Genomic DNA, 13,998 nt, shown 5'->3' with positions numbered 1-13,998 from the left:
CCCGCCATGAGCATCCTCACAACCGCCATCCTTGCCACTGCCGTCCAAACCCAAGCCATGATGCCCAACATCATCCCCCAACCCTCAAAGATTGAATTGAAGGAGGGTCGTTTTCTCCTCAAGTCAGACTCAATGATCGGCTCCACCGGAGACACCGCTGTACTGGGCAAATCGCTTCAGCGCGACCTCTCTGCAGCCACAGGCTATGACCTCGGGGTCGCCCCAGATAAGGGAAGACACAGCATTTCTCTCGCCCTGGACAAGAAGCTCTCCGCGCTCGGGGACGAAGGCTATCGCCTCTCCGTCAAGAAAGACCGCGTCGAAATCCGCGCCTTTAAGCCCGCCGGAGCCTTCTACGCCATCCAAACCTTGCGCCAGCTTTTCCCACCCGAAATCTTCCGCAAAGCCAGGGTCGAAGGCGTCGAATGGAGCATCCCCTGCGTCGAGATCGAGGACCAGCCCCGGTTCTCCTGGCGCGGCGCCCACCTCGACGTCGCCCGCCACTTCATGCCCAAGGAGTTCATCTTCAAGTTCCTGGACCTCATGGCCCTCCACAAGCTCAACACCTTCCACTGGCACCTCACCGAGGACCAAGGCTGGCGCCTGGAGATCAAGCGCTATCCCAAGCTCACCGAGGTCGGCGCATGGCGAAAGGACACGATGCTCACCTACAGCCCTGCCACCTACACCGGCAAACCCCACGGAGGCTTCTACACCCAGGACGACGCCCGCGAAGTCGTCGCCTACGCAGCGGAGCGGCATATCACCGTCGTGCCCGAGATCGAGATGCCCGGACACGCCCAAGCTGCCATCGCCGCCTACCCCGACCTCGGCAACACGAACCAGCCGCTCGAAGTCATGACGAAGTGGGGTGTCTCCGACAACGTCTTCAACGTCGAGGAGAGCACCTTCAAGTTTCTCAAAAACGTGCTTGACGAAGTCATGGAGATCTTCCCCAGCAAGTTCATCCACATCGGCGGCGACGAGTGCCCCAAGACGCAGTGGAAGAACAGCCCGCGCGCCCAGGCCAAGATGAAGGAGCTGGGGCTGAAAGACGAGCACGAGCTGCAGAGCTGGTTCATCCGACAGTTCGACAACTACCTTGTCAGCAATGGCCGTAGGCTGATCGGATGGTCGGAAATCCTGGAGGGCGGTATCGCCGACAACGCCGCGCTCATGGTCTGGCTCGGCACCGAAGGAGCCCTATCTGCCGCCCGATCAAAGCACGACGTGGTCATGGCCCAAACCAGCCACACCTATTTCGACTATTACCAGTCCCGCGACAGAGCCAAAGAGCCCCACGGCATCGGCGGGTATCTGCCCCTCGAAACCGTCTACGGCTACGAGCCGATCCCCAAAGAGCTGGAAAAGGAGTTCCACCAACACATCCAAGGGTGCCAGTTCCAACTCTGGACCGAGTACATGCATAACCCCAAGCACGTGGAATACATGGCCTTCCCCCGCGCCTGCGCCCTCGCCGAAGTCGCCTGGACCCAGCCCGCAAACAAGGACTACGCAGGCTTCATGGGTCGGCTCGCAACCCACCTAAAGCGGCTGAACATCCTGGATGTGAACTTCAGAAAGCTGGATGGAGCAGAGACGGCAATTGCGGAGAAGGCGACGGATTGACGTACTCGGTCAAAGGCTGAACCCGCCCCGAATAAGCGTCACTTCCTGAATTTTCGACGCTCCAGCCACAGCACAAAGAATGCGGCGGCCACTGCGCCACCCGTGTCAATCAGAACATCGCTGACGAGCCCGCCGCGACCGGGAACGAAGGTCTGGTGGTATTCATCAGTAGCAGCGTAGAAGATCGTAAGCAACAGGCTCAATCTCCAACGTCGCTCGAATGTCCAATCCGCTTTCGAGCTGAGCCCCTTGTTCAGCAGCAGAAACAGCGTCATGTATTCAAGCGCGTGATAGCCCTTCACAAACACCCACCAGTACTCGCGCCAAAAGGCGTCAAAGCCGCTGGATGACACTTGGACAACCGTGTTACTGGCGACCGTTTTGACAAGCTGCTTCGTTGTGACCACGGTAGATGACGTCGCGAAGATCACAAGAGCCCAAAGCACGGCCGGCCACAGGCCGCAGCTCTTTTGACCTGGCTTGCCGCTGAAATTCGGCAGGGCTTTGATGCCGATTGTCGTGGACATGTGCATCGCAATAGACTTGTACCGCGCACAACAGCATCTGGAAGCAAATCAAGCAAAGGGTACTAAAAGAATGAGCCGCCACTCCCCTCCCTCCATCTTGACGAAGTCGAAATGGAGGGAGGGGGCAGGGGGTGGGAGGTCCCCTAGCGCAGGATCACCCCCAACACCCCGACTAGATGCATCCGTCGCGAGAAGCTTAAACCGCGCGATGAATCATGCGATCCTTACATTCAATCTTCATTCCCAGCCATCATCCTCGTTGCTTCCCCAAGGATTGAGGTTAGAAAGCTAAGTTCAAAACTCCCCTCCCTCCATCTTGACGAAGTCGAAATGGAGGGAGGGGGCAGGGGGTGGGAGGTCCCCTAGCGCAAAATCACCCCAACATCCCAACACTCTGCCCCGCTGAGAAGCTTAAACCGCACGATGAGTCATGCGATTCTTGCCCTCAATCTTCACTCCCAGCCATTATCCTCGTTGCTTCCGCAAGGGTTGAGGTTAATAAGCTAAGTTCAAAACTCCCCTCCCTCCATCTTGACGAAGTCGAAATGGAGGGAGGGGGCAGGGGGTGGGAGGTCCCCTAGCGCAGGATCACCCCCAACATTCTGCCCAGTTGAGAAGCTTAAACCGCGCGATGAACAATACAAAGGGCAAAGGCCAAAACTTGATCCACCGGAATTGATCTAAAGCGGCAGTGAACCGGCGCACGACAAAAAGGATTCCGCGCTATTATCAAGACATGCTCTCTGGCCTTGTCATGCTCGCCACAATCGCTATGACCGCACAATCCGATCTCAAGCCCATCCAGCCGGTGCCGACGCCCCGACAGTTGGCGTGGCAGAAGCTGGAGTATTACGCCTTCATCCACTTCGGCCCGAACACCTTCACCGACCAGGAGTGGGGGCATGGGACGGAAAAGCCGGACGTCTTCAACCCGACGGCGCTAGACTGTCGCCAGTGGGTGCGCACGTTCAAAGAAGCCGGGATGAAGCAGGTCATCATCACCGCCAAGCATCACGACGGCTTCTGCCTGTGGCCTTCCGCTTATTCCACACACACCGTCGCGCAAAGCAAGTGGAAGGGCGGAAAGGGCGACGTGCTGATGGAGCTTCGGAAGGCGTGCAACGAATACGGACTGAAGATGGGCGTCTATCTTTCGCCCTGGGATCGCAACCATCCCAAGTACGGCACGCCCGAATACAACCAGGTTTTTGCCGACATGCTCAAAGAGGTCCTCACCAAGTACGGGCCGATCTACGAAGTGTGGTTCGACGGGGCGAACGGCGAGGGCCCAAACGGGAAGAAGCAGGTTTACGACTGGAAGCTGTTCAACGAGACGGTGCGGAGGTATGCGCCGGACGCGGTGATCTTCAGCGATGCCGGGCCGGACATCCGCTGGGTGGGCAACGAGGCTGGCTATGCGCCGGAGACTTGCTGGTCGATGATCAAGGCGGGCAAGTTTCAGCCGGGGGTTGCCGACCAGAAGGAACTGGGGACGGGGCTGAGAGACGGCGATCAGTGGACGCCTGCGGAGTGCGACGTTTCGATCCGTCCGGGGTGGTTCTACCATGCCTCGCAGGATGGGCAGGTGAAGACCGCCGCACAGCTGATGGACCTTTATGAGCGGTCGGTGGGGCATAACGGATCGCTGCTGCTCAACGTCCCGCCGGACCGTCGCGGGCTGATCCATGAGAACGACGTTCGAGCGCTGATGGAGTTTAAGAAGCTGCGGGACGAAACCTACGGGAAGAATCTGGCGAAGGGGAGCAAGCCGATCGCGCTTGCCAAACCTAGCGACTTTACGACGGTCGGAAACGCGGCAGCAGTCGCCGATACAAACCCGGACACCTATTGGCAGCCAGGCACGCAGAAGAGCGGCGGCTTTACAATTCGTCTTCCCAAACCGACGACGTTTGACCGTGTCTGCCTCCAGGAGAAGATCAGCCTGGGGCAGCGGGTCGAGGGGTTTACGATCTCAGCGAAGGTGGATGGCGATTGGAAAGAGCTGGCTAAGGGCACAACGATCGGAGCAAAGAGGATCGTTCGCGTTCCTGCGACGACTTCCGATGAGATCGCCGTCGAGATTACGAAATCGAGGGCTACGCCTGCCATCTCTGAAGTTGCCGTCTATGCAACGCCCAACGCCAAGTACGCCGTGCAGAAGGAGACCAAAGATCAGAAGGACAAGCGGATGGCATGGTGGCGCGATGCCCGCTACGGCATGTTCATCCACTGGGGGCTTTACAGCATTCCAGCGGGAGAGTGGAACGGTCGGGTTTATGGCGGGGCGTCCGAGTGGCTGATGAATACGGCGAAGATTCCGGTCAAGGACTATCAGCCGCTCCGACCACAGTTCAACCCGTACAAGTTCGACGCGAAGAAGTGGGTGCAGATCGCCAAGGATGCGGGGATGAAGTACATCGTCATCACCAGCAAGCACCACGACGGCTTTGCGATGTTCGACTCTCAGTACACCGACTGGGACATCATGAACACGCCGTTCAAGCGCGACCCGCTGAAAGAGCTGGCGAAGGCTTGCGAGGAGGCGGGGATCGTGCTGTGCTTCTACCACAGCATCATGGACTGGACGCATCCCGACTATGCGGTGCGGCGGCCTTGGGATATGCGCCCGGAAACTCCCACGAACATGGACCGCTACACGCAGTTCATGAAGAATCAGCTCAAAGAGCTTCTGACCAACTACGGCAAGATCGGGATTCTGTGGTTCGACGGAGAGTGGGAGCCGGCGGCTTGGACGCACGAGCGCGGGGTGGACCTGTACCACTATGTGCGCAGCCTGCAGCCCAACATCATCATCAACAACCGGGTGGACGTTCACCGTTCGGGCATGGCGGGGATGAGCGCCAGCGACGAAGCGATGGGCGACTATGGCACGCCCGAGCAAGAGATTCCGGCGAACGGGATGCCGGGGGTCGATTGGGAGTCGTGCATGACAATGAACGGCTCGTGGGGATTCCACAAGGCCGATCACAACTGGAAGTCGGCAAAGACCCTCGTGCAGAACCTGATCGACTGCGCGTCCAAGGGCGGCAACTATCTGCTGAACGTCGGTCCGACGGCGCTTGGAGAGATTCCCGAGGAGTCGGTGAAGCGGCTGGCTGACGTCGGTCAGTGGCTCCAGACCAACGGAGAGTCGATCTATGGCACGCAGGCGGGGCCGTTCCCGAAGCCTTTGTCGTGGGGCAGGGTGACGGCAAAGCCGGGGAAGCTGTATCTGCACGTCTTTGAGAAGCCGGGCGGGGAGATCGAGCTGCCAGGCTTTTCGGCGAAGATCAAGAGCGTTCAAGTTCTGAACGGGTTCGAGCCTTTGAAGTGGCGCAAAGACGGAGACAGCGTGTTTGTGGAAACGCCAAAGACGCAGGGGATTCCCGCCGGTATGCCCGTCGTGATTCTGATGGAGATTGACGGCAAGGCGACGGTCGTCACCATTCCGATCCGTCCGGCTGCCGATGGCACGATCGCGCTCAACGCGGTGGATGCGACGGTCAAGGGGACTTCGGCGGCCTATGAGGCGGACAAGCGGGCTATCGGCTATTGGACCAACGTCAAGGACACCGTCGAATGGGAGTTTGAGGTGAAGAGCCGGGGCGAGTACGACGTCACGGTCGAGCTGGCCTGCGAGCCGGGGAGCGAAGGCGCGACCTATGAGGTGCAGATTGCTGGGCAGAACCTGAAGTCGACGGTGAAGGCGACCAAGGGCTGGTCAGACTTCGTAAGTGTCAACCTAGGGAGAGTAGCCATAGTGGTGCCCGGAAAGATCAAAGTAGTCGTGAAGCCTTTGAGCAAACCGGGCCTTGGCGTTATGAACTTACGAGCGCTCAAGCTTGTTCCAAAGTCATAGCTAAATTTTTGCCAAATTCTTGACAAGGGCCACTGCAGTGGCCCTTTGTTCGTTAGCTTTGGTCTACGGCCTGCCGACATTCCCATTATTACATTCGTGTAAAAGCACTCATTGGGGAAGACGTGTAGGAGAACACTAAATCGAACATGAAGAATTTTGGCATTAGGGCAAAGCTTTATCTCGGCTTCGGAATCATCGTTGTTACCGGCTTCCTAACATTTGTTGGGATCATGTCCGCGACCCATAGCACCGTCAGCCATGTACGAACTCAAACGGAGTTCGGAACTGGCGCACGCGCTGCATCAAGAAAGGCTTCTTACTTCTTTGAAGTCATGACCTCTCAAACTTACGAGTTCATGCTTACCGGCCACAAGGAAGCAAAGCAAAACAAACTCGATGCCGACGAGCAAGCGGGTGCATCGTTAGATGAAGTACGAGACAACTTGACGAAGCTTGAGGGCGGCAGAGAGCTCGTCGCCAAGTTAGACCTCGTTCAAGACATCGACGAGAACGAGACGAACCCCATCGAAAACAAGACCATTGAACTGATCGAAGCGGGCAAGGTCAAAGAGGCTCAAAAATATTACGATACAGTCGGGCTCGAGTCCCGACTCAAAAGACAGGCTGCGATCCAAGATTTGCTCGAATCAGCCAGCCTCTTTGTCAAGCAGCTTGAAAAGCAATCTGAGGCCCGGCTTAGCCGACTAAACACCATCGGCATACTGATTGAACTGTTACTGCTGCTTGCCGCTGGCACGATCGCATTCTTTACCGTTCGGAGCGTCACCAAACCCGTTATGGAGATGCGACGAGTTGTTGAGGCTGTATCCAACAACGACTTAACACGAGTAGCGAACGTAAACTCAAACGACGAAATCGGGGTTATGGCCCGCGAACTGAACGGTAGCCTCGATTCTCTATGTACCGCACTGAACCATGCAGTAGCGATCACGGGCGAAGTCGATCAAGTCTCAAACGAAGTCTCTACCGCCGCTACGGAATCTGTGGAGCGATGCGCTGGAGTGTCCAAGCTGGTCGATCAAGTTGGCGACGACATTCGAGAGCAAGATCAGGCCGTGCAAGGAATGATGGATACGACCGAGCAGGTGGTCTCCGCAAGCACCCAAGTCGCCGCAGCCGCCGAAACAACTGCGCTCGCGGCATCCAGCGGTGCAGCAAGCATCAACAACGTCACGCAAAGCACCAAACGCATGATGGAGGAGATCAGCGCCGTTGACACCTCCACATCCGAAGCCACAGTTCTCGCCGCCGAAGGCGGCAAGTCGCTGACGGCAGCACAAACGGCAATGCACGGCATCCAAGACAGCACAAAGAGCCTTTCTCAAGAGGTCGAATCGCTTTCGCAAATGTCCTATCAGATCGGTGACATCGTACAAACGATCAAGGGCATCGCAGAGCAGACAAACCTACTGGCCCTCAATGCAGCCATCGAAGCAGCACGAGCCGGCGAGCATGGACGCGGATTCGCCGTCGTAGCCGAAGAAGTGCGCAAATTGGCGGAGAGCAGTGCGACCGCGACAAATGAGATTCAAACCATCATTTCACAAACTCAAGAAAGGACCAAAGCGCTCGCTCAGGTTATCGAGGGAGCCGATACCGCCGTTCGCGACGGTGTAGAGTCTTCGGTCGTTGCTTTCGAGACCATGAACAAGGTGCTAGATTCTATCGACAAAATTGCCGCCCAAGCCAAGTCGGCAGCAAACGAAACGGCTGCAATCATGTCCAACATCGACAAGATCGGAGAGGAGATGGAGAACATCGCATCCGTCGCCCAAGAAACAAGTGCTTCAGCCGAAGAGCTGTCGGCAAGCGCCGAGCAAATTCGCGACTACGCAACCGCCGTTGGACACGCCTCGCAGCGCACAAGCAAGAGCACACAGGGTGTCTCGGTCGATATCTCTCAGCAATTCGAATCGGCTGAGCAGTTGCACGTGTCGTGTGGAAATCTCTCAGAGTCTTCAGCAAAGCTGCTTGAAGTTGTGTCGCGGTTCAAGGTGGACCGTCAACCTCAAGCTCGTGCCGAAGAGCCATCGGCAACCGACCTTGGCCGCGATCACCTTCGGGTTGCCTAAACTCAACCCTTGTCAAACGGACCAGCTTTGCAAAGCTGGTCCGTTTTTGTTGCACCATTTGTGCGGGATCGGCTAAGTTGATCCGATGGGAGTAAGCGTTGAGATCGTCTGCGCACGGGCCGAGGAAGCAGTCGCCGCCGAGCATGCGGGCGCAGACCGCATCGAGCTCGTCTCCTCCATCTCCACAGGCGGGCTCACGCCATCGCTGGGCGCCGCTCAACGCAGTCTGAACAGCGTCCAAATCCCCGTTGTCCCCATCCTTCGCCCGCGCGAAGGCGGATTCTGCTATTCCAATTCCGAGTTTGAAACGATGCAACTCGACCTCGAGCGTTTCGCAACAATAGGAATCAAAGAGGTCTCGGTGGGGATTCTGCTCAAGGACGGTCGTATCGACCAAGCCCGATTGTCCCGCTTGCGCCAAGCCGTCCCTGATGTGGCATTCATGTGCCATCGAGCTTTCGACCTCACACCAGATCCAAAAGAAGCTCTCGAAACTCTGATCAAACTGGGCTTTAGCCGAATCCTCACAGGCGGACGAAAGCGTTCGGCTATAGACGGTATAGACAACCTCAGTGAACTCGTCACGATGTCAGAAGGACGAATCGAAATCGTCGCGGCAGGAGGAGTTCGCTCCGTCAACGTCCGCAGGATCGTTAAAAAATCGAAGGTAACCAGCGTCCACCTTGGGCCGACAACTTCGACACTCGATCCCACCTCAAAACTCGAAACCGACGTCACCTATGGCGGGCATCTACAGTTGGATGTTCAGGAGGTTGCCGCCGTCGTCTCCACCCTCTCAAGGGAGTAAGCGCGTATCTACAGTTCACTCAATCGAAAGCGCACGCTCACGATGTACGGTTCCTTTCCGCTCTCCCAATGCCCGTAAGTGGTCGCCACGAGCGTTCCGTCCGGCAATATCTCCAACCCAGGATAGCCACAATCCCACGAATTCTGATTGTCGATCAACCGCACCCGATACTGCCCGGGTCGGCCCTTGAGGATGTCCTCATAGGTCCCCACCCAAGCCACAAAGTCGCCCTTCCAAGGCCCTTCCGCCATATCGCGAAAAACACACACAAGCCGTCCATCGTGGGTATAGCGCAGCGTATGGCGATCACCAGTAAGAGCGCCGTTCATCTCAAACGGAGGCCCCCAAGTCTTGCCCTCGTCGCGACTGATCATGATGTGGCTGTTCTTCTTGCGCCGATTCTCACGCAGCAGTAGAGCAATCTGTGAGCCCTCAGGAGACATGACGACGCCAGGCTCACAAAGATGAACGTCCGAGCCCGACCAGATCTCATTCGGATAAGACCATGTGAGTCCACCGTCGCTCGATCGTGTTTGGTAGAGCGTGAAAGTAGGAGTGACCTTCCCGTCTTTCTTAAAGAACCGCCCATCATCATGGAACCAGGCCAGATAGTCGCCATTGGACACGCGTTGTACCGACCCCATTACCACGATCCCGCCCCAATCGCCCACGTGCTTGAGCGGGCTCCAACTCGCGCCGTCGTCCTCCGAAACGGCAAGACGGGCCGGATACAAACCGGACCAAACGATGAGCCGCTTCTTTCCCGTTTTGGGGTCGATGACGCGATGAATTGTCGGCGTCTCCAGGCTAGTCGACCAATTTTCGGGCACGGGCAAGCGGCCCGACCATGTTTTCCCGCCATCCATGCTTCTCTTGTAAAGAATTGCCCCGCGTCCATGCCCCTTCGGATACACGCAAAGGATCGTCTTGTTATCCTCCAAAAGGAGCGTGCTCACGTGCCCCAAATATTGACCATCCTCACGATCCACAACGACTTGCCGTGATCTGTCTTGCGAAAGGTCAACGAGTTTGAGCGAGGGAGTTTGAAGCATGAGCAGAGTGAGGGCGGCAAAGAACATGGATGAGGCGAGACTACCAGTCGGTTGTAAATTTAGCCTAAATCCGTGAAGCTTCAAGGTCAGAAAGGTCAGAGCGGCGCGAGAACGCCTGCGGTTGCCCTTGTCCCTTGTCCCCTGTCCCCTGCCCTCTGTCATTTTCTTTGTCCCCTTCCCCCCTGAATTTAGGGGGAAGGGAACTGTGAGCGAAGCGAACTGAGGGATGGGGGTTGCTCGCGATGGCAGCCAGCTTCTGGAACTGAACCTACTTCTCGTCCTAATCTTTCCCCGACTACGTCGGGGCTACCCCCTCGCTTCGCAAGGGGACGCAGCCTTATCCCAACTCGCCCGACCTTTCTACCGGGGTTTTTCAAGTTCCCGCGAACCGGCACAAAATCGGCAGTATAATCCTTGCGTCGAGTCCACGGTTATGATCACTGTCGAAGAAGCCAGAACCATCGCCGAGCAATTCGCCATCGAAGGTCCGATAGACATTGTCGATTTCGAGGGGAAGGGCAACATCAACCTCGATACCATGCTGATCACGGCCGGACCGGATAAGCAGCACTATCTCCTCCAAAAGGTCAACGCCGAGGTTTTCCCAATGCCCGACCGCGTCATGGCCGGCATGCTCGCTTCCATCAGTCAGCAAGTGGATGCGATCGACAAGGGCCGGGTCCCTTCCGCATCCGCCTGGAAGCCCGTCACCCTCGTCCGCACAAGGGATCACGACCATTACATCTCGCTTACGCCAGCAAAGACCTGGCGGATGATGCAGTTCATCGAAGGGACGGTTTCGTACAAGAGCCTCAGCGAAGTCCCCGATCACAAACGCCTAACCATCGCCCGCGAAGTCGGACGCGGCTTGGCGATCTATACCGATCTGACCGCCGAAGTGGACGCAAGCGAGATACCCGTGTCCCTTCCTGGTTACCGAGACACCAAGATCTATTTCAAGCAGCTCCATTCCGCGCTCAAAGGCCACCGCTCACTCGACGATACGGAACCCATATTGCCCCCCGACCCGGAAGTGCGAGCCGCTACCGAGCGACATTTCCATTGCGTCCTCTCCGAAGACGACCGGTTGGCAAGGCGTCATGATCCTGAATTGCTGCCGTTTATCGAGACCGCTCTCAAGTACGAGTCCTTGGCAACATCTCTGCAAGACCTTCGCGAGTCGGGTGCAATTCGCCAAACTGCCATCCACGGCGACACAAAGATTGAGAACTTCCTCTTCGACCAGTCCACGCACGAAGTCGTCTCTCTCGTCGATCTCGACACGGTGATGCCGCTAACGTGGCTTGCCGATTGGGGCGATATGGTTCGCTCGCTATGCAATGTCGCCGGAGAGAAAGAGACAGACCTGAGCAGAATTCAGGTTGACCGAGAAGTCTACGCCGCCGTGCGCGATGGCTTTCTCGGAGCCGCAACCACGATGCCCGATAATGAGATCGCCCTCATGCCACGGGCTGTGCAAGCGATAACGCTTGAGCTTGGTGTGCGCTTTTTGGCGGACTATCTTCGCGGAGACACCTATTTCCGCGTGGCTCCCACGGATCCCGTCGACCTCAACAAAACCCGAGCCATGGTTCAAATCAAGCTGTTTGAGAAGCTTTTGGAGTTTGAAGCCGAAACTCTTGCAAAGCCAATCGCAAACTCCCATCGCTAAGGAACTGCCGATCGCATCGGCCTTGAGCCCCTCCGTTCCGCTATCATAGAGGTAACGAGGCCTGTCAACAATTCGTTGAAGGTATGTGAGGAGAATAATGATCCAATCTGTTTTTGGCCGTCTCGCCGGAGTTGGTCTTTCACTATTGATGCTTGCTTCAGCCTCTTCCCTTGCCCAAGCGCAAGAGAAGGCGAAGCTCCAAGTCGGCCAACCCGCCCCTGCAGTCAAGATCGCCAAGTGGATCAAAGGAAGCAAGGTCGAGATGTTCGATAAGAACAAGGTCTATGTCGTCGAGTTTTGGGCGACGTGGTGCGGCCCCTGCAAAGAAACCATCCCTCATCTAACGGAGCTTGCCAAGAAGTTCAAAGATAAAGTTTCTTTCATCGGCGTGGACTCCTTCGAAGTCGATCCCGATGAACCCGTAGTCAAGGGCGAAAACGGCGAACCCGAGCATTTTGCGATGGTCGAAAAGTTTGTCAAGGACATGGGCGCGAAAATGGATTACAACGTCGGCATCGACACCACCGACGGCTTCATGGCGAAAAACTGGATGGACGCTGCGAATCAAGGTGGAATCCCCACCGCCTTCATTGTCGACCAAGCCGGAAAGCTCGCTTGGATCGGACATCCACTGGACGATATGGATAAGGTCCTCGAAAAAATCCTCGCGAAGAAGTGGAACGCACTCGCCGAAGCAAAGAAGAAAGCCGACGCAGAGGAGGCAGCCAGCAAGGACGCCGCCAAATTCATGAAAGCCTCAGAGCTGATGGAGTCAGGCGAATACAAGGCCGCCGTCGAAATCCTGGATGACCTCTATGCAACCGGCCCGAAAGAGGCTCGACAGCTTATCATCCCCATGATCGTCGACAGCATGGTTCACTACGACGAGCCCGGCACATACGCAAGAGTGCAAAAGTGGCTCGACAAGGGTGAGCTAACGAGCGCATCCACACTGAACGAGATCGCCTGGAACATGATGACGGAAGCCCGTTTCAAGAAGCCTAACGTCGATCTCGTCCTGAAGCTTGCCGAAAAAGCCGTCAAAGCCACCGACTCGAAAGACGGCATGATCATGGACACGCTCGCACTTGCCCACTACAAAAAGGGCAACTTCGATAAGGCTGTGGACTATCAGACGAAAGCCGTCGCCCTCGTAAAGGCAATGGTCGCAGAAATGCCTTCCGTCCCGCAGCAGCTTCAAGATACGATCAACGAAATGGAAGCCCGCCTCGCAAGCTTCATCAAAGCGAAGGGCGGTTAGGGAAAGCTATCAGCGATCAGCGATCAGCGATCAGCGATCAGCGATCAGCTATCAGCTATCAGCGATCAACGGTCGGCAATCACAAAGATTGCCGACCGCTTTTCTTGGCTCTCAATCACTGTTCACCAATCTCTGATTTCCGATTTCCGATAGCTGATCGCCGATCGCCGCTCGCTATTCCCTACTTCCCCAAACAATGCGCACAGGTGCCAAGCACCTCAATCTTCATCTCCGACGGACGAAAGCCCGCCTGCGCCGCTTGACTCTCCACCGCTTTTGCGGAACTCTGCGCGATGGGAAGCTCGGCCACGCAGCCGCACTGCTCACAAACCAAATGCTCGGTGTCGTGAATATGCTCCGCATCGGCCCGGCAAGGATAGTATCCATCGACGACACCGATGTGGTGGACCAGACAAACCGCCTGAAGTGTCGACAGAATTCGATAAACGCTGACAACGTCGATGCGCCCACCCTTGCTCACGATCCGCTCGTGGATGGCGTAAGCGCTCAAAGCCCGGTTGCTTTCGGCAAGAGCACGGATCACCTGAACGCGCGGCATCGTGATGCGAAAGCCCTCCTCTTTCAGGACTTCCAGCGCTCTTTCCTCAAATTTCTTGGCCTCGCCCTGGGTCGCAACGTTGCATTTTTGCAGTTCCGGGACGGCCGTGGTTGGCTTCGCCATGCTTCACATTGTGCGCCAAGAACGGATATTCATGCCTTTTTTAGGTGTTTTAAGATGCTGATTGAGCCTATTTCACGTCCTTGTTATCGACAATCGCGAATTTTCAGGTTCAATTGAACCTAAGTTTGTGATAAAGTAATTCACGGAAATAGGAGCCTGGGAGAAACGCCGGGGTTCCTGGAGGGAAACATGAAGTTTTACAACCTGAAAACACGATCGCACGTCGATGTGCCTGATTCGGAAATTAAGAAGATGAAGATGGTCCGCAAAACGAAGTCGGGCCAGCAGGTGCGCTACGCTCTTATGGCTGAATACCAAGGAAGCAAGCTGTTCAAATTCGTCAACGAAGCAACTTACAACTCCACGAACGCCCCGGAAGCAAAGTAAGGGAGTCGCTAACCAGATTTAAAACCGG

10 protein-coding genes are annotated in these 13,998 nt (G+C 56.4%); 7 read left to right on the top strand and 3 right to left on the bottom strand.

Annotated features, from left to right (window positions below; genetic code table 11):
• Positions 1–6 precede the first annotated feature (6 nt).
• Entirely contained in the window at positions 7–1,629 is a 1,623-nt protein-coding gene (locus tag KF784_14140; protein MBX3120201.1) for a beta-N-acetylhexosaminidase, read from the top strand.
• Positions 1,630–1,667: 38 nt separating this feature from the next.
• On the opposite strand, the gene KF784_14135 is transcribed toward KF784_14140, so the two are convergent.
• The gene (locus tag KF784_14135) at positions 1,668–2,156 is read right to left on the bottom strand and encodes a VanZ family protein (protein MBX3120200.1); all 489 of its coding nucleotides are present in this window, start codon (positions 2,154–2,156) and stop codon (positions 1,668–1,670) included.
• A 736-nt stretch (positions 2,157–2,892) separates the two neighbouring features.
• Between KF784_14135 and KF784_14130 the strand changes: the two genes are divergently transcribed.
• The 3 genes from KF784_14130 (at position 2,893) to KF784_14120 (ending at position 8,916) form a co-directional block, all read left to right on the top strand.
• Positions 2,893–6,015, top strand: a complete 3,123-nt coding sequence (locus KF784_14130; protein MBX3120199.1) for an alpha-L-fucosidase — start codon at positions 2,893–2,895, stop codon at positions 6,013–6,015.
• 146 nt (positions 6,016–6,161) lie between these two features.
• A complete protein-coding gene (locus KF784_14125; GenBank protein ID MBX3120198.1) occupies positions 6,162–8,108 on the top strand; it encodes a methyl-accepting chemotaxis protein in 1,947 nt (648 codons plus the stop codon).
• A gap of 85 nt (positions 8,109–8,193) precedes the next feature.
• A complete protein-coding gene (locus KF784_14120) occupies positions 8,194–8,916 on the top strand; it encodes a hypothetical protein (protein MBX3120197.1) in 723 nt (240 codons plus the stop codon).
• An 8-nt stretch (positions 8,917–8,924) separates the two neighbouring features.
• On the opposite strand, the gene KF784_14115 is transcribed toward KF784_14120, so the two are convergent.
• Positions 8,925–9,995: an exo-alpha-sialidase gene (locus KF784_14115; protein MBX3120196.1), complete on the bottom strand. Its 1,071-nt coding sequence runs from the start codon at positions 9,993–9,995 to the stop codon at positions 8,925–8,927.
• A 406-nt stretch (positions 9,996–10,401) separates the two neighbouring features.
• Here KF784_14115 and KF784_14110 point away from each other — a divergent pair, with 406 nt between their 5' ends.
• Together KF784_14110 and KF784_14105 are read left to right on the top strand one after the other, a co-directional pair.
• Positions 10,402–11,640 (top strand): phosphotransferase, encoded by a 1,239-nt coding sequence (locus KF784_14110; protein MBX3120195.1) that lies wholly within the window; start codon positions 10,402–10,404, stop codon positions 11,638–11,640.
• 97 nt (positions 11,641–11,737) lie between these two features.
• On the top strand, positions 11,738–12,901 hold the full coding sequence (locus tag KF784_14105; protein MBX3120194.1) for a redoxin family protein: 1,164 nt from the start codon (positions 11,738–11,740) through the stop codon (positions 12,899–12,901).
• A gap of 181 nt (positions 12,902–13,082) precedes the next feature.
• Here KF784_14105 and KF784_14100 read toward each other — a convergent pair whose 3' ends face one another.
• On the bottom strand, positions 13,083–13,583 hold the full coding sequence (locus KF784_14100; GenBank protein MBX3120193.1) for a transcriptional repressor: 501 nt from the start codon (positions 13,581–13,583) through the stop codon (positions 13,083–13,085).
• Between the two features lie 189 nt (positions 13,584–13,772).
• On the opposite strand from KF784_14100, the gene KF784_14095 reads away from it, so the two are divergent.
• On the top strand, positions 13,773–13,970 hold the full coding sequence (locus KF784_14095) for a hypothetical protein (protein MBX3120192.1): 198 nt from the start codon (positions 13,773–13,775) through the stop codon (positions 13,968–13,970).
• Positions 13,971–13,998 lie beyond the last annotated feature (28 nt).

It is taken from the genome of Fimbriimonadaceae bacterium, assembly GCA_019638775.1.
Taxonomy (GTDB): domain Bacteria; phylum Armatimonadota; class Fimbriimonadia; order Fimbriimonadales; family Fimbriimonadaceae; genus JAHBTD01.
The sequence above is the reverse complement of the archived record's forward strand: the minus strand, read 5'-3'. Positions and strand labels throughout refer to the sequence as shown.